Below are 19,691 nucleotides of genomic sequence, written 5' to 3'. Positions count from 1 at the left end.
CCCCGGTGGCGCCGGTTCAGCTCTTGGCGAGGCGTTCCAGGGCGCCGCGGGCGACGTCGGGGCGGGTGGTGTACCAGAACGGCGGCAGCGAGCGCCGCAGGAACGGGCCGTACCCCCGGGCGGTCTCCAGCCGGGAGTCGAGCACCGCCACCACACCCCGGTCGCCGGTGGCCCGGATCAGCCGGCCGACGCCCTGGGCCAGCCGGACCGCCGCGATCGGCACGCTGACCGCCGCGAACCCCGAGCCGCCGCCGGCGTCCACCGCCGCCGCCCGGGCCGCCGCCAACGGCTCGTCCGGCCGGGGGAAGGGCAGCCGGTCGATCACCACGAGCTGGCAGGAGTCGCCCGGCACGTCCACCCCCTGCCAGAGCGACATCACCCCGAACAGGCAGCTCTCCCGCTCCTCGCGGAAGCGCCGGACCAGCAGCGGCAGCGCCTCCTCACCCTGGAGCAGCACCGGCAGGTCGGTCCGGGCGCGCAGCAGCTCCGCCGCCTGCTGCGCGGCGCGTCGGGAGGAGAAGAGGCCGAGGGTACGTCCACCGAGCGCCCCGACCAGCGCCAGCAGCTCCTCGCCAGCCGCCTCGGGCAGCCCGGAGACGCTGGGGCGGGGCAGGTGCGCGGCGACGTACAGGATGCCCTGCCGGGCGTAGTCGAAGGGCGAGCCGACGTCGAGCGACTTCCAGCCCGGCCCCTCGGTGGCCGGGACCGTGCCGACCGCGGCCCGGCTGCCCTCGGTGCTCGCCACCGGGGCGGGGGCGGTGGCCCGGCCGGCGGCGGCCGCGGTGGCCAGCGCGGCGGCGGCCGGCGAGGGCGGGGTGGGGGGCGGTGCCTCCAGCCCCAGCGCCCGGGCCACCGTGTCGAAGCGGCCGCCCAGCGCCAGGGTGGCCGAGGTGGCGACCACGGTGCGCTCGTCGTACAGGTGGGTGGCGAGCGTGCCGGCGACCGAGAGGGGCGCGACCACCAGCGCCCGCCGGCTGCCGTTCTCCGGCTTCTCCACCCAGGCCACGTCGTGGTCGGCCTCCTCCAGCAGCCGCTGGGCGGTGGTGGAGAGCTCGTCCAGCACCGCCTTGGCCTGCTGCTTGCGGACCGGGTCCGGGTCGTCGGACTTGATGTCGCCGATGGCCTCCAGCGCGGCCCGGGTCGCCGCGTCGAGCAGGGTGCACGCCTCGCGCAGCGCGGGCGGCAGGCCGGCGGTGAGCCGCCCGGCCGGCGCCTCGGCCAGCCCGACCGCCAGAGCGTCACCGGCCTCGGTGAGTCGTTCGGCGATCTCGGGGCGGAGCAGTGGCCGGGCCCGGCGGGTGGACCGGTCGATCAGCTCGGGGACCAGCTCGGCCTGCGCCGCCGAGGAGACCCGGTCGGCCAGTTCGTGCGCCTCGTCGACGATGAGCAGCTTGTGCGGCGGCACGATGTGCCGGCCGGCGAGCATGTCGACGGCGAGCAGGCTGTGGTTGGTGACCACGATGTCCGCCTCGCGGGCCCGGGCCCGCGAGGCCTCCGCGAAGCACTCCTGCCCGAACGGGCACCGGGTCGCGCCGACGCACTCCCGGGCCGGCATCGAGACGGTCCGCCAGACCTGATCGTCGACGCCCGGGTCCAGCTCGTCGCGGTCGCCGGTGGCGGTCTCCTCCGCCCAGTCGCGCAGCCGCTGCATCTGCTTGCCCAGCCGGCCCGCCTCGCCGAGCCACTTGGTGCCGCCGCCGGGACGGGGGGTGTCGAAGAGGGTGTCCTCCGGCTCCTCCTCGGTGGAGCTGTCCAGCCGGGCCAGGCAGAGGTAGTGGTGCCGGCCCTTGAGCACCGCGAAGGTGGGGCGGCGGTGCAGCAGCGGCTCGACCGCGTCGGCCAGCCGGGGCAGGTCGTGGTCGACCAGCTGGGACTGCAGCGCCAGGGTGGCGGTGGAGACCACCACCGGGCCGTCCACGGTCAGCGCCGGCGCCAGGTACGCCAGCGACTTGCCGGTGCCCGTGCCGGCCTGCACCAGCAGGTGCTCGCCGGTGGCGACGCTCCGCTCGATCGCCTCGGTCATCTGCTGCTGGCCCGGGCGGGCCGCGCCGCCGGGGACCGCGCCGACCGCCGCGGCCAGCAACTCGCCACCGCCGGGCCGGGCACCTCGACGCTTTTTCGGCACGGCGGAACCGGTGGCGGTGCGAGGCGGGGTCACCGTGCGACCGTACCCGCCCCGCCCGACACCGGCCGTGCCCCTCCACCGCGTGGCGTGCCGGGCGGGTCGCGCCGGGTTACCTGCCGAATGCGTCGCGTGGCCGGAATCGGCTAGGGTGCCACTCATGCCGAGCGACGTGGTCCGTGTGATCTACCGCAAGTACGACGGCAGCGCCCATCGCGACTACCCGGCCCGCCGGCTCGCCGAGGACGATCTCGGCGTGTGGCTCGGCGTACCGGCCGGCACCGAGTCGGTCTACCACGGCCGGCCCTCGGTCGAGCAGATCCCGTTCGTCCTGCTGGTGCCCCGGCACGGCTGGTGGACCGGCATGTTCAACCCGCCACCCCGGACCAGCGAGGTCTACTGCGACATCGCCACCCCGGCCCGGTGGGAGGGGCAGGACATCGTCCACCTGGTCGACCTCGACCTCGACGTGGTGCGCCGGCGGGAGACCGGCGTGGTCGAGCTGCGCGACGAGGACGAGTTCGCCGAGCACCGGGCCCGCTGGGGCTACCCCGACGAGCTGGTGGCCGAGGCCGAGGCGGCCGCCCGCTGGCTCTTCGGCGCGCTCGGCGACGGCACCGAGCCGTTCGCCACGTCGTACCGGAAGTGGCTCGCCCTGGTGGTCTGAGCCGGCCTCACCACCGCGGCGGCCACACGTCGTCCGGCCCGAACTCCGGCAGGTGGCTCAGCTTCTCCGGGTTGAGCTGGTGGAACACGCCGCTGACCCGCCCCTCGTGCACCGCGTACGCGCAGACCATGCGCAGCGGGCGGCCGTCCCGGTAGGTCGTCTCCAGTTGCCAGCCGAGGGCGCCGTCGACCAGCACCGGCCGGGCGCGCAGCGGGCCACCGTGCCGGCCCGCCTGACCGTAGATGCCGAGGATGAACCGGGCCACGATCTCGGCCCCGATCACCGGCCGGCGGCCCGCCGGGAAGTGCCCGCCGCTGTCGCCGATGAGCATCACGTCCGGGGCGAGCACCTGCACCAGCCGGTCCAGCTCACCGGACTCCACCGCGGCGGCGAACGCGTCGAGGACCCGCCGCTGTTCGGCCAGGTCGGCGGTGTGCCGGGGGGCGTCCGGAGCGGCGACCGCCCGCCGGCCCCGAGAGGCGAGCTGCCGGGCCGCTGCCGGTGTGGTGCCGAGCACCTCGGCGACCGTGGCGAACGGCACGGCGAAGACGTCGTGCAGGACGAACGCCACCCGCTGCTCCGGGCTCAGCCGTTCCAGCACCACCAGCAACGCGGTGCCGAGCTGGTCGGCCCGGACCGCCCGCTCGGCCGGGTCGGGGGCGAACCCGTCGGCCGTCTGCACGTCACGCACCACCGGCTCCGGCAGCCACTGACCCGGGTACGCCTCCCGGCGGACCCGGGCGGACCGGAGCACGTCGAGGCAGATCCGGGAGCAGGTGGTGGTGAGCCAGGCGCGGAGCTGCTGAACCTGGGCGCGGGCGGCCGGGTCGGCGAGCGCGCCCGCGTACCGCAGCCAGGTCTCCTGCACCGCGTCCTCGGCCTCGCTCCGGCTGCCCAGCATCCGGTACGCGACCGCCAGCAGGTGCCCGCGTTCCGCCTCGAACTCCGTCGCCAGATCGCCCACCGTCCGCTCCCTCCCCGCGCCCACATTCTCCCCGTCCCACTGGACGCCCCGCCGCCCCCAAACGTGACACATCCGTGTTCCGCGCCCCCGCCGCCCCTGCGCCGCCCCGCCCCCGCGCTCCCCGCCCCGTCCCCGCCCCGCCCTCTGCGCCGCCCCGCCCCGCCCCGCCCCGCCCCGCCCCGCGCCGCCCCGCCCCGCCACAAGATCCGCGCAAAAACACGGAAAGAGGGGCCTCACGCGCGGCCGAGGCCACTCTTTCCCCGAAAGAGTGGCCTCGCGGCGGGCGGCGTGGCGGCCCCGGCCGATGCGGCGGGGGGGGGTGCTCGGGAGGCGGGGGTGGGCGGGGTGGGTGAGGATCGAGGGATGAGCGGTGTGGACGAGGTCGTGCTTCCCGCGGGCGGGTCGGTGCGGGAGCTGCTGCGCGCGGCTCCGGGCGCGGTGGACCTGGCGGCGATCGATCCCCGGTCGACCCCGGGGCTGCCGGCGGCGGCCGGGAGCGGGAAGGGACGCAAGCAGTGGGCGCGGGCGCAGGTCGAGCTGCTCGGCGCGGAACTCGGCCGGCGGCAGGAGATGCTGTACGCGGCCGCGAAGGGCGCCGCCGGGCCGGCGGCTCCCGCCGGCGCCCCCAGCCAGGCCGGCGCACACCTGGACGGTGGACGCCCACGCCGGGTGCTGCTGGTGCTCCAGGCGATGGACTGCGGGGGCAAGGACGGCACGATCAAGCGGGTGGCGGGCGCCATGAACCCGCTCGGGCTGCACATCCGCTCGTTCGGCCCGCCCACGGCGGAGGAGCTGCGGCACGACTTCCTCTGGCGGATCCGGCGGGCGCTGCCGCCGCCCGGGTACGTGGGGATCTTCAACCGCTCGCACTACGAGGACGTGCTGGTCGCCCGGGTCGAGTCGCTGGTCGACGAGCCGACCTGGCGGGCCCGGTACGACCTGATCAACGAATTCGAGCGGGAACTGACCGGGAACTCGGTCACCCTGGTGAAGGTGATGCTGCACATCTCGTACGCCGAGCAGGGCGAGCGGCTGATGGAGCGGCTCACCGACCCGACGAAGTACTGGAAGTACAACCCCAGCGATCTGGACACCCGGGCCCGCTGGGACGATTACCAGGCCGCGTACGCCGATGCCCTGGCCCGGTGCGGCACGGACGACGCGCCCTGGTTCGTGGTGCCGGCGGACCGCAAGTGGTACCGGGACTGGGCGGTCGCCCACCTGCTCCGGGAGACGTTCGACGCACTTGATCTGGGGTATCCGCCTGCCGATTTCGACGTCGAGCGTGAGCGCCGCCGGTTGCGGGGCGAGAGCGGGAGGGCGAAGGTGAACGGCGGGTGAACGGACGGTGAATCGGGCCTGACCAGGGGTGGGCCGGCGATTGCCCGGTTCCGCGGGGTACCTAGCATGCCCAGAGCACGCGCCTTTCGGGGCGACGGCCACCCTTCCACCGACACGACGAGGTCCGTGCTGTGAAGTTTTCCTTCCGTCCCACCGAGGGCGCCTTCTACGAGCTCTTCACCAGGGCCGCGCAGAACCTGGTGAAGGGGACCGAGCTGCTCAACGAGCTGGCTCTGCCGGGGGTAGAGGTCCAGTCGGTCAGCGAACGGCTCACCGAGGTCGAGCACGACAGCGACCAGATCACCCACGAGCTGTACAAGAAGATCAACTCTACCTTCATCACCCCCTTCGACCGGGAGGACATCTACCGTCTGGGCTCGTTGCTCGACGACGTGATGGACCACCTGGAGGCGGTCGGCAACCTGCTCTACCTGTACGGCCTCACCAAGCTGCCGTCCCTGCCGCGGGAGATGCACGAGCTGGTGAACGTGCTCGACCAGCAGGCCAAGCTCACCGCCGAGGCCATGCCCCAGCTGCGTTCGATGAAGAACCTCGAGCCCTACTGGATCGAGTGCAACCGCCTCGAGAACGACGGCGACCAGGCGTACCGGATGCTGCTGGTCCGGCTCTTCTCCGGCGAGTACGACGCGCTCACCGTGCTGAAGATGAAGGAGGTCGCCGACGAACTGGAGGCCGCCTGCGACGCCTTCGAGCACGTGGCGAACACCGTCGAGACCATCACGGTCAAGGAGTCCTGATCCCGTGAGTCCCGAACTCATCGCCGTACTGGCGGTGATCGTGGCCGCGATGGCGTTCGACTACACGAACGGTTTCCATGACGCGGCCAACGCGATCGCCACCAGCGTCTCCACCCGGGCGCTGACCCCCCGGGTCGCCCTGGCCCTCGCCGCCGTCGGCAACTTCGTCGGCGCCCACTTCGGCGCCGGCGTCGCCAAGACGGTCGGCGACGGCCTGGTCACGCTCCCGAAGGGGATGCCCAGCCTCGGCGTGGTCTTCGCCGGGGTGCTCGGCGCCATCGCCTGGAACCTGATCACCTGGTACTTCGGCCTGCCGTCGTCCTCCTCGCACGCCCTCTTCGGCGGTCTGGTCGGTGCGACCCTGCTCGCCACCGGCGGTGTCGTGCAGTGGGGCAACATCTGGGAGAAGGTCATCGTCCCGATGGTGCTCTCGCCGGTGGTCGGCCTGATCCTGGGCTTCCTGGTGATGCTGGCGATCCTCTGGCTCTTCCGGAAGGGGCAGCCGGGCAAGCTCAACCGGGGCTTCCGCTGGGCACAGACCGTGTCGGCCGCCGCCATGTCGGTCGGCCACGGTATGCAGGATGCGGCCAAGACCATGGGCATCATCGTGCTGGCGCTCTACACCGGCGGCTACCAGAACGACAAGACGCACATCCCGCAGTGGGTGTTCTGGACCTCGGCGGCCATGCTGGCGCTCGGCACGTACTCCGGCGGCTGGCGGATCATCCGGACCCTCGGCCGCAAGATCATCGACCTGGGTCCGCCGGAGGGCTTCGCGGCCGAGACGGTGGCCAGCGCGGTGCTCTACTTCAACGCCCTGGTGCTGAAGGCCCCGATCTCCACCACCCACACGATCACCTCGGCGATCATGGGTGTCGGCGCCACCAAGCGGCTCTCCGCGGTGCGCTGGAACGTGGCCGGCAACATCGTGATCGCCTGGATCATCACCTTCCCGGCGGCGGCGGCCATCGCCTGCCTCGCGTACCTGCTGGTCCGCCCGCTCTTCTGAGCAGCCGACGCGCTGAGGGCCCCCGGCCGGGGGCCCTCAGTCGTAGGAGACGCCGATCTCGGCCTTGATGTCGTCGAGGAGGGCCATCACCTCGAGCGTGGCGGAGTGCGGCACCAGTGGGCTCTCGGTCAGCCCGGCGGCCAGGCAGCGCTGCACCTCGATCGCCTCGTGCTGGTAGCCGCCGCCGGTCAGGTCCGCCGGGATGGTTTCCGGCTCGGCCCCGGCCCGGTGCAGCACCGCCGCGCCGGGCCGGTAGAACGGCTCGGGCAGGTCGATCCGGCCGGTGGTGCCGGTGATCGCCGCGGTGATCGCGGTGGCGCCGACCATCCCGCAGCTCAGCGTCGCCACCGCGCCGGAGTCCCAGCCGAACACCAGGCCGGTGTTCTCGTCCACGCCCTCCGGGCTCAGCCGCGCCCAGGCCCGCACCTGCTGCGGCACACCGAGCAGCAGGTGGGCCAGGCTGATCGGATAGACGCCCAGGTCGAGCAGCGCGCCGCCGCCCAGCGTCCGGGCCCGCATCCGGTGCTCCGGCGGGAACGGCCCGGCCGCCCCGAAGTCCGCCCGTACGTGGGTCACCTCGCCGATCGCGCCCGCCGCGATCAGCTCGACCACCCGGAGGATGATCGGGTTGCATCGCATCCACATGGCCTCCATGAGGAAGAGGCCACGGCGGCGGGCGGTCTCGACCAGCTCCGTGGTGGTGGCCAGGTCGAGGGTGCAGGGCTTCTCGACCAGCACGGCCTTGTCACCGGCCAGGCAGGTCATCGTCGCCTCGTGGTGCGCGGCGTGCGGGGTGGCCACGTAGATGACGTCGACGTCCGGGTCCGCGGCCAGCTCCGCCCAGGAGGCGTACGCGCGGGGCACGCCGTGCCGGGCGGCGAAGAGCTCGGCGCTCTCCCGGGTCCGCGAGCCGACCGCGACCAGCTCGGCCCCCGGCACCAGCCGCAGGTCCTCGGCGAAACGGCCGGCGATGTGTCCGGTGGCCAGGATCCCCCAACGCGTCATGTCCGGCACGGTATCCCCTACCGCCCGGCGGCCGGGAGGATGATCCACCCAGCGGGAACTAGGCTCGCGGGATGACCAACGACGGCTTCGCCGCACCCCCCGCCCTGGTGGAGCACGCCCGCCGGTTCCGCGCCCAGGGTGGCGTCCCGGCCGCGCCCCGGGTCGCGGCCACCGTGCTGCTGCTCCGCCCGTCCGGCGCCGACTTCGAGGTGTACCTGATCCGCCGGGTCGCCGCGATGGCCTTCGGCGGAATGTACGCGTTCCCCGGCGGCGGGGTCGACGCCTCGGACTCGCAGGCGCACCTGGACTGGGCCGGACCCGACCCGGCCGCGTGGGGTGAGCGCCTCGCGCTCGCTCCGGACGCCGCCCAGGCGGTGGTCTGCGCGGCCGCCCGGGAGGTCTTCGAGGAGGCCGGGGTGCTGCTGGCCGGCCCGGGCGCGGCGACCGTGGTGGGTGACGTGAGCGGCGACGACTGGGAGGCCGCCCGGCAGGACCTGGAGGCCCGCCGTACCGGTTTCGCGGATCTGCTGGCGGGCCGCCGGCTCACCCTCCGCTCCGACCTGCTGCTGCCGTGGAGCCGGTGGATCACCCCCGAGTTCGAGCCGCGTCGCTTCGACACGTACTTCTTCGTGTCCCTGCTGCCCGAGGGGCAGCGGACCCGGGACGTCTCCGGGGAGGCCGACCACACCCTGTGGATCCGCCCGGCGGACGCCCTGGCCCGGGCGGAGTCCGGCGAGTTGAACATGCTTCCGCCCACCATGGTCACGCTGGCCCAGGTCGCCGCCGCCGGCGACCTGGCCGGGGTGGCGGCGGCGGCCGCCACCCGGGACGCCGCCACTCCGGTCACCCCCCGCCTCGACCTGTCCGACGACGGGGAGGCCCGCTTTCACCTGCGCTGATCCCGCCCACGAGGTCCGCGCGATGCGCGGCAACCCGCGGTGTCCGGCGGCCTGGCTGCCCCGACCCGCCGCCGTCGAGTTGATCATGACGCTGCCAGCGGCGGGGGTCCGTCGGTGGCGCGGAGGTAGCGGGCCGCGAGGGTACGCAGCAGGTCGGCCAGTTCGGGCGGGTCCTCGACGGTGAAGTCGAGGTCGAGCAGGCCCGCCCAGACCGCGATGGTCTCCAGCCGGTCGGCGCCGGTGTGCAGCAGGCAGGTCTCCGCGTCAACCGGCTCGACGGTGCCGACCGCGGGGTTGATGCGCTCGGCCACCGCCTCGGCGGGGGCGTGCACCCGGATCCGGGCCCGGTGCCGCCAGGCGGCCGAGGAGACGCCGTGCCGGACCCGGTCCACCACGTCCTCGGGCAGTTCCCGGGGCGCGAAGCGGGGGCCGGCCGGGGTACGCGGGCTGATCCGGTCCACCCGGAAGGTCCGCCAGTCGTCCCGGGCCGGGTCGAAGGCCACGAGGTACCAGCGGCGGCCCCAGATGACCAGCCGGTACGGCTCGACCTCCCGCCGGTCCGCGGTGCCGTCGTGCCGGACGTAGTCGAAGCGCACCCGTTCCCGGTCGCGGCAGGCGGCGCTGAGCACGCTGAGGGTTTCCGCGTCCACGGTCGGGCCGGGCCGGTCGTGCGGCACCCCGACGGTGTGCGTGTGCAGCGCGCCGACCCGGCGGCGCAGCCGGTGCGGGAGCACCTGTTCCAGCTTGGCGAGCGCCCGCAGCGAGGTCTCCTCGATGCCGGCGACGCCGCCGGCGGCGGCGGTGCGCAGCCCGACCGCCACGGCGACCGCCTCCTCGTCGTCGAGGAGCAGCGGCGGCAGGGCGGCGCCCGCGCCGAGCCGGTAGCCGCCGACCGCGCCCCGGGTGCCGTGCACCGGATAACCGAGGGTGCGCAGCCGTTCCACGTCGTTGCGTACCGTCCGGGTGCTCACCGAGAGCCGCTCGGCCAACTCGGTGCCGGTCCATTCGCGGGGGGTCTGCAACAGCGACAGCAGGCGCAGCAGCCGGGCCGAGGTTTCCAACATGCCGCCAAGAATGCCCGATCATTAGGAACGAAGTGTTCCTAATCGATCCCTAGTGTCGGTGGCATGGCAGACAACACCGCGATCGTTCCGTTCCGTATCGATGTCCCGCAGGCCGAGCTGGACGACCTCGCCGACCGGCTGGCCCGGACCCGCTGGGCCGAGGAACTGCCCGCCGACCCCGGCGCGACCCCCGCCGGCCCGGTCCCGCCCGGCTGGGAGTACGGCGTCCCGGTCGGTTACGTGCGGCGGCTGGTCGAGCGCTGGCGGACGACGTACGACTGGCGGGCCTGGGAGGCGAAGCTCAACGCGTACCCGCAGTTCACCACCGAGATCGACGGGCAGAGCGTGCACTTCCTGCACGTCCGCTCGCCGGAGCCGGACGCCACCCCGCTGATCCTCACCCACGGCTGGCCCACCACCGTGGTCGAGTGGCTGGACGTGATCGGCCCGCTCACCGATCCCCGGGCCCACGGCGGCGACCCGGCCGACGCCTTCCACCTGGTCGTCCCGTCGGTCCCCGGTTTCGGCTTCTCCGGTCCCACCCGGGAGCGCGGCTGGAACCGGTTCCGGGTGGCCCGTGCCTGGGCCGAGCTGATGCGCCGCCTCGGCTACGACCGCTACGGCTCCGCCGGCAACGACCTGGGCTCCTTCGTCGCCCCGGAGGTGGGTCGGGCCGATCCCGCGCATGTGCTCGGAGTGCACGTCACCCAGGTGTTCTCGCTGCCCTCGGGCGACCCGGCCGAGCTGGCCGCGCTGACCGAGGAGGAGCGCGGCAAGGTGGCGTTCGCCGACTGGTTCGTCCAGCGCAAGGGCGGCTACGACAAGCTGCACTCGACCGAGCCGCAGAACGTCGCGCACGCGCTGGCCGACTCGCCGGCCGGCCTGCTCGGATGGAGCGCGCAGCTGATGGGGGAGTTCCTCGACCCGGACTACGTGCTCACCAACGTGATGATCTACTGGCTGACCAACACCGCCGCCTCGTCGGCCCGCTACTACTACGAGGACGCGGAGGCGGTGCCGCCGACCCAGAAGGTGAACGGCCGGGGAGCGGAACCGCTGGAGCCGACCACAGTGCCGCTGGGGCTGGCCAACTTCGCCTGGGACTTCGCGTCGATCCGCACTCTCGCCGAGCGGGACCACAAGAACATCGTCTCCTGGAACACGTACGACCGGGGCAGCCACTTCGCCGCGCACGACGCCCCGGATCTGCTGGTGGCGGACATCCGGCAGTTCTTCGCGAAGCTGCGCTGAGCCCGGGACGTCAAGAGGGGCCCGTTCCTCCGCGAACAGCGCTGAGAAGGGGCCCCTCCGTGCAGCTCAGCCGAAGCGGCCGGTGATGTAGTCCTCGGTCTTCTTCTGGCTCGGGTTGCTGAAGATCTTCTGGGTGTTGTCGTACTCGATCAGGCGGCCCGGGTCGCCGGTCTTCTCGATCGAGAAGAAGGCGGTCCGGTCCGACACCCGGGCGGCCTGCTGCATGTTGTGCGTGACGATGATGATGGTGAACTTGTCCTTGAGCTGGAACATCAGGTCCTCGATCGCCAGCGTGGAGATCGGGTCCAGCGCCGAGCAGGGCTCGTCCATCAGCACCACCTGCGGCTCGACCGCGATGGTCCGGGCGATGCAGAGCCGCTGCTGCTGCCCGCCGGAGAGGCCGGCGCCCGGCTTGCCGAGCCGGTCCTTCACCTCGTCCCAGAGGTTCGCCGAGCGGAGCGCCTTCTCGGCCGCCTCCTCCAGGATGGACTTGCGCCGGACACCGTTGAGCCGCAGGCCGGCCACCACGTTCTCGAAGATGCTCATGGTGGGGAACGGGTTGGGCCGCTGGAAGACCATGCCGATCATCCGGCGGACCGCGGTGACGTCCACGTCCCGGTCGTAGATGTCCTGGTCGTCGATGGTCAGGCTGCCCTCGACCCGGGCACCCGGCAGCACCTCGTGCATCCGGTTGATCGACCGCAGGAAGGTGGACTTGCCGCAGCCCGATGGGCCGATCAGGGCGGTCACCGTCTTCGGCTCGACGGTCAGGTTGATGTTCTCGATCGCCTTGAAACCGCCGTAGTACGCGGTGACGTCGGTGGCTTCGATGCGCTTGGCCATGGTGGCGGTACCTCCGGGGTTCATCGGCCGAGCCGGTTGCGACGGGCCAGCAACTTCGCCGCGACGGTCAGGACGAGGACGAGGGCGACCAGGGTCAGCGCCGCGGTCCAGGCCCGCGCCGGCGAGTACTTCGAGGCCTCGCCGGCCTGCTGGTAGACGAAGAGGGCCAGCGAGGACTGGTTGTTCTCGAACGGGTTGAAGTTGATCGCCGCGCCGCCGCCGGCGACGAGCAGCACCGGCGCGGTCTCGCCGGCGGCCCGCGCGATGGCGAGCATGATGCCGGTGACGATGCCGGGCAGCGCGGTCGGCAGCACGACCCGCAGGATGGTCTTCCATTTCGGCACACCGAGCGCGTACGAGCCCTCGCGCAGCGGCGCCGGCACGAGGCGGAGCATCTCCTCGGTGGAGCGGACCACGGTGGGCAGCATCAGCACGCTCAGCGCCAGTGCGGCGGCGAAGCCGGAGAAGCCCGGCCGCCCGTCGTTGAACACGGGCGAGACGATCAGCACCCAGAAGGCCAGTACGAACAGACCGGTGACGATCGACGGGATGCCGGTCATCACGTCCACGAAGAAGCGGATGGTGAAGGCGAACCGGCCCCGGCCGTACTCGACAACGTAGATCGCGCAGAGCACCCCGAGCGGGACGGTGATCAGCGTGGCGATGCCGACCTGCTCCAGCGTGCCCACGATGGCGTGGTACGCGCCGCCGTTGGCGTCCCGGGCCCCGATGTTGTTCATCGAGGTGCCGAAGAAGTTGCCGTCGAGCCGCGCGGAGCCCTTGCTGACCAGGGTCCAGACCACCGAGGCCAGCGGCAGCACCGCCAGCACGAAGGCCGAGTGGATCAGCGCGCTCCAGGTCCGGTTGCGGGCGGACCGGCGGCCCTCGACCGCGTTCGCGGCGAGGAAGAGACCGGCCAGGTAGAGCAGCGCCGCGACGACCACGACCAGGACCGCGCCGCCGATGCCGGCGCCGTACACGATGCCGGCCGACGCGAGGAGCGCCACGACGGCGATGGCCGGCGGGGCGTACCCGGGAAGGCGCCTGGCCCGCAGGCTGGCCGGCTGTGCCGGCGGCCGCGGGCGGTGGGTGGTGATGGTTGTCATGCTGGGCTTCCTTCAGCTCGCGACTGCGGGGCTCGCAACCCCGGCTCACTCCTCGCGCTCACGCCGCAGACTCCGTGAACTCACGGCGGCGGTAGATGATCGCCCGGGCGGTGATGTTGACGATCAGGGTGATCGCGAAGAGCACCAGGCCGGAGGCGATCAGGGCGCCCCGCCCGGTGTCGTTCGCCTCGGCGAACCGGTTCGCGATGTTCGCGGCGATGGTGTTGCCGCCGCTGGCCAGGACGTTGAACGAGATGGCGTACGTCGAGCCGAGGGTCAGCGCCAGGGCGATGGTCTCGCCGAGGGCCCGGCCCAGGCCGAGCATCACCGCGGCGATGACCCCGGGACGGCCGTACGGCAGCACCGCCGTGCGGACCATTTCCCAGCGGGTGGCGCCGAGCGCCAGGGCGGCCTCCTCGTTGGCGGTCGGGGTCTGCCGGAACACCTCGCGGGAGAGCGAGGTGACGATTGGCAGCACCATGATCGCCAGGACCACCGATCCGAGCAGGATCGAGTTGCCGTACGGGCCGTCACCGAAGATCGGGATCCAGCCGAAGTACCGGTTCAGCCAGGCCGACAGGTCGGCGACCGGCTGGGCGAAGTAGTCCCGGCCCCAGAGCCCGAAGACCACGCTGGGCACCGCGGCCAGCAGGTCGACCAGGAAGCCGAGGCCGTTGCCCAGCCGGCGCGGCGCGTAGTGGGACAGGTAGAGGGCGATGCCCAGCGCCACCGGCACCGCCATCAGTAGGGCCAGCAGGGCGGTGAGCACGGTGCCGAAGGCGAGCGCGCCGATGCCGAACTTCGGCGGGTTGTCGTTCGGGAACCAGCCCTCGAAGGTCCAGAACGACTCGCTGTTCGCCCGCAGTGCCGGGACGGCCTTGGCGATCAGGAAGATCGCGATCGCCGCGATGACCACCAGCACGAAGGTGCCGGCGGCCAGGGTCAGGCCGCGGAATGCGCGTTCCGCCCCGAAGGCCTTGGCCCGGGGCAGCGCGTCGCCGCCACCCGGACCGGGCGTACCAGGGTTACCGGAGGGCTCGGCCACACGCGCCGAGGCACCGGCGGGCCAGCCGTGGCTCGTGGCCACGGTGGTCCCGCCGGTGCCGGCGTGCGCCGAGCGCTGAGGGGTGTCACCCATCTGCTCGCTCGCTTCGCGTAGAGGAGGTGGTGTCAGGAGAGGCTCTTGACCGCGGTCTCGACCTTGGTACGGACGCTCTCGGGCAGCGGGGCGTAGCCCAGCTCGACCAGGTCCTGCTGGCCCTCGGCGCTGGCGGCGTGGCCCAGCAGGCCCTTGACCAGCGGCAGCTTGTCGGCGGCGAGGCCCTTGCTGCAGACGATCTCGTAGGTCGCCAGGACGATCGGGTACGCCCCGGCCTCCTTGGTGTTGTAGTCGATCGACATCTTGAGGTCGTTGCCCTGGCCCTCGAACTTGGCCCCGGCGATGGTCTTGCCGGCCGACTCGGCGGTCAGCTCGGTGAACTCACCGGCGCCGTTCTTCACCTTGGCCTTCTTCAGGCCGGAGTTCTCGGCGTACGACAGCTCGACGTAGCTGATGGTGCCGTCGGTGCTCTTGACCTTGCTGGCCACGCCGTCGGACTTGGCGGCGCCGACGCCGCCCGGGGCCTTCCAGGCCTTGGCCTTGCCGTAGGTCCAGTCCGCCTCGGCGGTCTTGGCGAGGTAGTTGGTGAAGTTGTCGGTGGTGCCCGACTCGTCGGAGCGGTGCACCGCCTGGATGGCGGTCGACGGCAGCTTGGCGTCCGGGTTGTCGGCCTTGATCGCCGGGTCGTCCCACTTGGTGACCTTGCCGGCGAAGATCTTCGCCAGGGTGGCCGGGCTGAACTGGAGGTTGTCCGCGCCGCTGACGTTGTAGACGACCGCCACCGGGCCGATCACCATCGGCAGGTTGAGGGCCTGGCCGCCGGCGCACTTGGCGTCGGCCTGCGGCTGCTCCTCGGGCTTGAGGGCGGAGTCGGAGCCGGCGAAGTCGGCGGTGCCGGCGATGAACGCCTGGATGCCGGCGCCCGAGCCGGTGGGCTCGTAGTTGATCGTGGTGCCGGCGCACTTCTGCTGGTAGGCCTTGATCCACTCGGCCATGGCGTTCTTCTGCGCGGAGGAGCCCTGCGCGTTCAGCGTGCCCTTGCCGCAGTCGACGGCGGCGGCGGAGCCGGAGGCGGAGGTGCCGGTCGGCTCGTTGTTGTCCGAGCCGCAGGCGCTGAGACCGAGCACCGCGGTAAGAGCGAGGCAGGCGATGGCGCCGTGCCGCTGGAGCTTCACCTGAGGGTTTCCCTTCACGTCTTTGGTCAGGTCGCCCGGGTCGTGGCCCGGGTGCCGGCGCTGACCGGCTGACACGAAAGTTAGAAGTGCCAGGTGGACGGTTTGCCGGCCGGAAGTGAACGGCGGATGAACAGGTGCGACCGACGGGGTGGCCGTGGGCCGAGGAAGTGTTGTCCGTTACGTGAACTCGCGGCCCGCTATCGCTATTAATACTATTTTTCCGGGCAGCCGTTATCCGGTCGAGTCCACCGCGTGACACCACCGTGACCGCTCCGCGGGACGCCGGCGAGCCGGCGGCGGGTCAGCCGAGCTGGTAGTTGACGTGGGCCGACCAGCGGGCGAAGCCGAGCCGCTCGTAGAGCGCCACCGCCGGGGTGTTGGACTCGTCGACGTAGAGCATCACCCGGTCCAGCCCGCGCCGGTCGCGCAGGTACGCCAGGCCGGCGGCGGTGAGCACCCGGCCCAGCCCACCCCGGTGCGCGCCCGGGTCCACCCCGAGCACGTAGACCTCGCCGATCGGGGCCGAGCCGGGCCGCTCGTGCACCTTGGTCCAGTGGAAGCCGAGCAGCCGGCCGGTCGCGGACTCCACCGCGAGCAGGAAGCCAGCCGGGTCGAACCACGGCTCGGCGAGACGTACCCGCAGGTCGGCGAGGGTCCACCGGCCCTGCTCGGGATGCTGGGCGAAGGCCGCGTTGTTGACCGCGAGCCACGCCTCGTCGTCCTCGCCGGGGCGGAACGCGCGCAGCTCCACGCCCTCGGGCAGGGCCGGCTCGGCCAGCGCGGCGGTCAACGGCCGGCGCAGCTGCCAGAGCACCCGGGCCCGGGCGAAGCCCAGGTCGACCGCGAGCGCGGCGGCCGACGGGTGGTCGCCGTGCGCCCAGGCGCGCAGCGGTCCGGAGGCCGCCACCAGCACGCCGCGAGCCAGCGCCCGTCCGGTGCCCCGTCGCCGGTACGCCGGGTGCACCACCAACTCCACCCCGATGCCGTTCGCCGGGTCGGTGGTGTCGACGTGGGCGTACCCGGTGAGGGTGTTGTCGGTGGCCCGGGCGACGAGGTGCACGGCCGCCGCCTCCGGGTCCCGCAGCCGCAGCAGCACGTGCTCGTCGAGCGGGTCCGCGCCGTCGGCGTCCCCGGCCGTACGGGCCAGCGCCAGCACCTCGGCCACCTCGACCGGTGCCAGCCGGTCGGCGCGGGCGACGCGGTCCGCCGTCCTGGGCTCGCTGCTGCTCATCCCGTCACGGTAGCGGCCGGCGGGGCGCCGATCATGCCGGACGCGGGCACGGCGTGGTGGCGGCGGTCACGTGCTGCCGACGGGCAGCGCCTCCAGTTGGTAGCGGTCCAGCAGTTCGGGCAGCAGGTACTGCAGCGCCTGCACCGTCCCCGAGCGGTTGCCGCCGGCGTCGTGCATCAGCACGATCGAGCCGGGCTCGACCTGAGTCATGACCGTGTTGATGATCTTCTGGGCGCCCGGCGCCGTCCAGTCCGCCGGGTCGACCGCCCAGTGCAGCGGGGTCATGCCCAGGTCCTCGCAGGTCGACACCACCCGGGACGTCCAGTTCCCGCCGGGCTGCCGGTAGTACGCGATCCGCGCGTCCGGCGCGGCGGCGTGGATCGCGTCGCTGGTGCGCAGCAGGTCGGCCCGGATCGCGTCCGGCGACCGCTTGCCCAGGTTCTCGTCGTGGTTCCAGGAGTGGTTGCAGAGGGTGTGGCCGTCGTTCACGATCGCCTGGATCAGGTCCGGGTGGTTCTCGGCGTTCTCTCCGACCACGCAGAAGGTGGCCTTGACGCCGTACTCCTTCAACAGGGCGAGCACCTGCGGGGTGTACTGCGGGTCCGGGCCGTCGTCGAAGGTGAGCGCGATCCGGGACGAGCCGGTGGAGATGCGGCTGCCGTACGGGCCGTCGCCGGCGTCGCCGGCCGGCGGCGCCGAGTCGCTCCTGGTGGGGCTCGGACTGTCCGGCGGCGGGGCGGGGAACTCCCGGCTGGGCGGCTGGTCGGCGTAGTGCGGACTGTTCGCGCCGGCGGTCACCCCGGTGGCGCGGCGCGCCTGCTGCTCGGGCACCAGGCTGCGTCCCAGCGCGTACGCCGAGCCGAGCAGCGCGGCGATCACCAGCGTCACCAGGCCGGCCGCGCGCAGGGTGGTCCGCGACATCAGCCGGCCCGCCCATTCGGAGCGGGGCGCGCAGCCCTCGTCGCCCCCGTGGTCACCGCACGCACCATCGCCCCCTCTGCCCCGGACCAATCCGGCAGTCAGAATAGGTCCGACTTCAGGGGCAAAAAGGGCAATCAGGAAACGGTCCCTCGAAGGGAGGGACGGGCGCGGATCCGGTCAGACCGGCAGCGGGGCGGGCTCCGACTCCGGCAGCGAGCGGGACGGCGGCACGACGAACTTGTAGCCGACCTGGCGCACCGTGCCGATCATCGACTCGTACTCCGAGCCGAGCTTGGCCCGCAGCCGCCGCACGTGCACGTCCACGGTGCGGGTGCCGCCGAAGTAGTCGTACCCCCAGACCTCGCGGAGCAGCTGGTCCCGGGTGAAGACCCGGCCCGGGTGCTGGGCCAGGAACTTCAGCAGCTCGAACTCCTTGTAGGTGAGGTCCAGCGGGCGGCCCTTGAGCTTGGCGGCGTAGGTGTCCGGGTCGATGGTGAGCTCGCCGGCCCGGATCGAGCCGCCGGCGCCGGCCGTGGCGTTGCTCAGCCGGCCGACCGCGAGCCGCAGCCGGGCCTCCACCTCGGCCGGCCCCGCCCCGGCCAGGATGACGTCGTCCACGCCCCAGTCCGCGTTCAGCGCGATCAGGCCGGCCTCGGTGACCACCGCGACCAGCGGTACGCCGAGCCCGGTGGCGTGCAGCATCCGGCAGGTCGCGCGGGCCTCGCTCAGCTCGGAGCGGGCGTCCACCAGCACGGCGTCGGGGCTCGGGCCGGAGACCAGCGTGCGGACGTCCCGTGGGGCCGTCCGCACCGAGTGCGGCAGCAGGTCGAGTGCCGGCAGCACCACGGATGGTTCACCTGCGCGCGCGGTCACCAGCAGCAGGATCTCCACACGATCACCTCCGTCCCGGCGGCCGGTCGGCCGCGCGCGACCAGCGGCACTCCGGCAGGGGAGGCGCTGAGAACTTGCGTGGGTCCCGGCGTCGCTGACGGGCGGGTAACGGCTTGAGCGTAACGGATCGCCCGGCCTTCACCTCCGTGCCCTTTCCTGTTTGTCGGATCTGCCCCCGATCGCGGCCCAGGTTTTAACGTTGCCGAAACCGTGACCTCCGCCCGGGCGGCCTGGTCTGGCACGATCGGGGCGTGTTTCCCTCGACCTCGCCCGAGACCGGCCGCGACCCGTGGACCGACGACGCCCGCTCAGGGTCGGTCGGTCCCTCCCGTGGCTACCCGCCGGCTCCGCGTACCGGCCCGGCCGACGACGGTGGGGAGCGGCCGGAGCGGAAGGGTCCGCGCCGGCTCCGCAAGGGCGGCCCGGGTCGGCGTCCGGACGACGAGACCGACGAGGCGCCCGAGGAGGAGGTGCCGCCGGTCCCGGTTCGCCGCCCGCTGGCCCTCACCGTCGCCGGGTTCGCCGCGCTGCTCGGCGTCGGCCTGGTGCTCGGCGCGCAGACCGCCGGCCCCGGCCACCGGCTGCCGTTCGCGGCCATCATCTTCGGCGTCCAACTGCTCTTCGTGCTGGCCTGGACGATGGCCATGCGGCCACCCGCGCTGCTGGTGGTCGCGCTGGTCAGCGCCGCGGCGGCCGGCATCGCCGACGTTGCGGCGGTGCAGTCGGAGATCGCCGGGCTGGCCCCCCTCGGGTACGCCGCGGCGGCCGGGTTCGTGCTGGGTGTGCTCGGTCAGCTCGTCCGCCGGGTGGACCGGGTCCGGGTGACCGACTCGCTCGGCGGCACCCTGCTGATCGTGGTGGGGGTGGTCGCGTTCGCCACCCTGATCGTGCTCAGCCGGATCCCGAAGGGCACCCAGGCGATCACCGTCTGCCTCACCGCCACCGGCGTCGCCCTGCTGGTGGCCCGGCTCACCGACGCGGTGGCGCCGTGGCCCCGGCTCGCCCCGCAGGTGCCCCGGGGCGCCGCCGGGGTGGTCGCCGGCGCCATGCTCGGCACGCTGACCAGCGCGGTCCTCGGCAGCTACCTGGTCGGCTTCACGCCGACCAGCGCCGCCCTGGTCGGCCTGGTCACCGCCGCCACCGCCGTGCTGGCCGACCTCGCCGTCGGGTACGCCGAGGCGGGCCGGCTGATGGCCGGCGAGCCGCCGACCATGTGGATCGCCCGGCACATGCAGGGTCCGCTGGGCGGGTTCGCGCTCGCCGCGCCGGCCGCGTACGCCATGTGCGTGCTGTTCCTCTGAGCGCACGGTTGGGGGATCGGCGCGTCGGGTAAGTACCGTTGCGC

At 73.1% G+C, this 19,691-nt stretch carries 18 protein-coding genes; 7 read left to right on the top strand and 11 right to left on the bottom strand.

Translation table 11 applies throughout. The annotated features are described in order from the left end of the window. Window positions 1–16 precede the first annotated feature (16 nt). Window positions 17–2,158 (bottom strand): ATP-dependent DNA helicase, encoded by a 2,142-nt coding sequence (locus EFE23_RS07425; RefSeq protein ID WP_123240157.1) that lies wholly within the window; start codon window positions 2,156–2,158, stop codon window positions 17–19. A 124-nt stretch (window positions 2,159–2,282) separates the two neighbouring features. Here EFE23_RS07425 and EFE23_RS07420 point away from each other — a divergent pair, with 124 nt between their 5' ends. After that, window positions 2,283–2,789, top strand: a complete 507-nt coding sequence (locus EFE23_RS07420; protein ID WP_123240156.1) for a DUF402 domain-containing protein — start codon at window positions 2,283–2,285, stop codon at window positions 2,787–2,789. A gap of 7 nt (window positions 2,790–2,796) precedes the next feature. Here the strand turns inward: EFE23_RS07420 and sigJ are convergent, their stop codons facing one another. Beyond that, a complete protein-coding gene (sigJ, locus tag EFE23_RS07415) occupies window positions 2,797–3,753 on the bottom strand; it encodes an RNA polymerase sigma factor SigJ (protein WP_123240155.1) in 957 nt (318 codons plus the stop codon). A 363-nt stretch (window positions 3,754–4,116) separates the two neighbouring features. Between sigJ and EFE23_RS07410 the strand changes: the two genes are divergently transcribed. The 3 genes from EFE23_RS07410 to EFE23_RS07400 all read left to right on the top strand — a co-directional run bounded on the left by EFE23_RS07410 (window position 4,117) and on the right by EFE23_RS07400 (window position 6,861). Next, window positions 4,117–5,094, top strand: a complete 978-nt coding sequence (locus EFE23_RS07410; RefSeq protein ID WP_199736957.1) for a PPK2 family polyphosphate kinase — start codon at window positions 4,117–4,119, stop codon at window positions 5,092–5,094. 131 nt (window positions 5,095–5,225) lie between these two features. Then, window positions 5,226–5,852, top strand: a complete 627-nt coding sequence (locus EFE23_RS07405; RefSeq protein ID WP_123240154.1) for a DUF47 domain-containing protein — start codon at window positions 5,226–5,228, stop codon at window positions 5,850–5,852. Window positions 5,853–5,856: 4 nt separating this feature from the next. Next, a complete protein-coding gene (locus tag EFE23_RS07400) occupies window positions 5,857–6,861 on the top strand; it encodes an inorganic phosphate transporter (RefSeq protein WP_123240153.1) in 1,005 nt (334 codons plus the stop codon). Window positions 6,862–6,897: 36 nt separating this feature from the next. Here EFE23_RS07400 and EFE23_RS07395 read toward each other — a convergent pair whose 3' ends face one another. Beyond that, complete coding sequence (locus tag EFE23_RS07395) at window positions 6,898–7,866, bottom strand: Gfo/Idh/MocA family protein (RefSeq protein WP_123240183.1); 969 nt, start codon at window positions 7,864–7,866, stop codon at window positions 6,898–6,900. Window positions 7,867–7,937: 71 nt separating this feature from the next. Here EFE23_RS07395 and EFE23_RS07390 point away from each other — a divergent pair, with 71 nt between their 5' ends. Next, the gene (locus EFE23_RS07390) at window positions 7,938–8,765 is read left to right on the top strand and encodes an NUDIX hydrolase (protein WP_123240152.1); all 828 of its coding nucleotides are present in this window, start codon (window positions 7,938–7,940) and stop codon (window positions 8,763–8,765) included. An 83-nt stretch (window positions 8,766–8,848) separates the two neighbouring features. On the opposite strand, the gene EFE23_RS07385 is transcribed toward EFE23_RS07390, so the two are convergent. Beyond that, a complete protein-coding gene (locus EFE23_RS07385; protein ID WP_123240151.1) occupies window positions 8,849–9,829 on the bottom strand; it encodes a helix-turn-helix transcriptional regulator in 981 nt (326 codons plus the stop codon). Window positions 9,830–9,892: 63 nt separating this feature from the next. Here EFE23_RS07385 and EFE23_RS07380 point away from each other — a divergent pair, with 63 nt between their 5' ends. Next, window positions 9,893–11,080 carry an epoxide hydrolase family protein gene (locus EFE23_RS07380; protein WP_123240150.1) on the top strand — a complete coding sequence of 396 codons (1,188 nt, stop codon included), beginning with the start codon at window positions 9,893–9,895 and terminating at the stop codon, window positions 11,078–11,080. 66 nt (window positions 11,081–11,146) lie between these two features. Here the strand turns inward: EFE23_RS07380 and pstB are convergent, their stop codons facing one another. The 7 genes from pstB to EFE23_RS07345 form a co-directional block, all read right to left on the bottom strand. Further along, entirely contained in the window at window positions 11,147–11,923 is a 777-nt protein-coding gene (gene pstB, locus EFE23_RS07375; RefSeq protein ID WP_123240149.1) for a phosphate ABC transporter ATP-binding protein PstB, read from the bottom strand. Window positions 11,924–11,943: 20 nt separating this feature from the next. After that, entirely contained in the window at window positions 11,944–13,029 is a 1,086-nt protein-coding gene (pstA, locus tag EFE23_RS07370; protein ID WP_123240148.1) for a phosphate ABC transporter permease PstA, read from the bottom strand. Window positions 13,030–13,087: 58 nt separating this feature from the next. Beyond that, entirely contained in the window at window positions 13,088–14,167 is a 1,080-nt protein-coding gene (gene pstC, locus EFE23_RS07365) for a phosphate ABC transporter permease subunit PstC (protein WP_123240147.1), read from the bottom strand. A 32-nt stretch (window positions 14,168–14,199) separates the two neighbouring features. Next, window positions 14,200–15,303, bottom strand: a complete 1,104-nt coding sequence (gene pstS, locus EFE23_RS07360; protein WP_123240146.1) for a phosphate ABC transporter substrate-binding protein PstS — start codon at window positions 15,301–15,303, stop codon at window positions 14,200–14,202. A 301-nt stretch (window positions 15,304–15,604) separates the two neighbouring features. Then, the gene (mshD, locus tag EFE23_RS07355; protein WP_123240145.1) at window positions 15,605–16,534 is read right to left on the bottom strand and encodes a mycothiol synthase; all 930 of its coding nucleotides are present in this window, start codon (window positions 16,532–16,534) and stop codon (window positions 15,605–15,607) included. Between the two features lie 66 nt (window positions 16,535–16,600). Then, window positions 16,601–17,455, bottom strand: a complete 855-nt coding sequence (locus tag EFE23_RS07350; RefSeq protein ID WP_123240144.1) for a polysaccharide deacetylase family protein — start codon at window positions 17,453–17,455, stop codon at window positions 16,601–16,603. A 177-nt stretch (window positions 17,456–17,632) separates the two neighbouring features. Continuing rightward, entirely contained in the window at window positions 17,633–18,346 is a 714-nt protein-coding gene (locus tag EFE23_RS07345) for a winged helix-turn-helix transcriptional regulator (protein WP_123240143.1), read from the bottom strand. A gap of 251 nt (window positions 18,347–18,597) precedes the next feature. Here EFE23_RS07345 and EFE23_RS07340 point away from each other — a divergent pair, with 251 nt between their 5' ends. After that, window positions 18,598–19,647, top strand: a complete 1,050-nt coding sequence (locus EFE23_RS07340) for a hypothetical protein (RefSeq protein WP_123240142.1) — start codon at window positions 18,598–18,600, stop codon at window positions 19,645–19,647. The last annotated feature ends 44 nt before the right edge of the window (window positions 19,648–19,691 follow it).

Source organism: Micromonospora solifontis, from assembly GCF_003725545.1.
Classification (GTDB): Bacteria; Actinomycetota; Actinomycetes; order Mycobacteriales; family Micromonosporaceae; genus Micromonospora; species Micromonospora solifontis.
The sequence above is the reverse complement of the archived record's forward strand: the minus strand, read 5'-3'. Positions and strand labels throughout refer to the sequence as shown.

Bases quoted from the DNA above. Each gene is read 5' to 3' on its own strand.
- EFE23_RS07420 (WP_123240156.1), top strand. From the start codon at position 2,283: ATGCCGAGCGACGTGGTCCGTGTGATCTACCGCAAGTACGACGGCAGC.
- EFE23_RS07410 (WP_199736957.1), top strand. From the start codon at position 4,117: ATGAGCGGTGTGGACGAGGTCGTGCTTCCCGCGGGCGGGTCGGTGCGG.
- EFE23_RS07395 (WP_123240183.1), bottom strand. From the start codon at position 7,866: ATGACGCGTTGGGGGATCCTGGCCACCGGACACATCGCCGGCCGTTTC.
- EFE23_RS07390 (WP_123240152.1), top strand. From the start codon at position 7,938: ATGACCAACGACGGCTTCGCCGCACCCCCCGCCCTGGTGGAGCACGCC.
- EFE23_RS07385 (WP_123240151.1), bottom strand. From the start codon at position 9,829: ATGTTGGAAACCTCGGCCCGGCTGCTGCGCCTGCTGTCGCTGTTGCAG.
- EFE23_RS07380 (WP_123240150.1), top strand. From the start codon at position 9,893: ATGGCAGACAACACCGCGATCGTTCCGTTCCGTATCGATGTCCCGCAG.
- pstB (WP_123240149.1), bottom strand. From the start codon at position 11,923: ATGGCCAAGCGCATCGAAGCCACCGACGTCACCGCGTACTACGGCGGT.
- pstA (WP_123240148.1), bottom strand. From the start codon at position 13,029: ATGACAACCATCACCACCCACCGCCCGCGGCCGCCGGCACAGCCGGCC.
- pstC (WP_123240147.1), bottom strand. From the start codon at position 14,167: ATGGGTGACACCCCTCAGCGCTCGGCGCACGCCGGCACCGGCGGGACC.
- mshD (WP_123240145.1), bottom strand. From the start codon at position 16,534: ATGAGCAGCAGCGAGCCCAGGACGGCGGACCGCGTCGCCCGCGCCGAC.
- EFE23_RS07350 (WP_123240144.1), bottom strand. From the start codon at position 17,455: ATGTCGCGGACCACCCTGCGCGCGGCCGGCCTGGTGACGCTGGTGATC.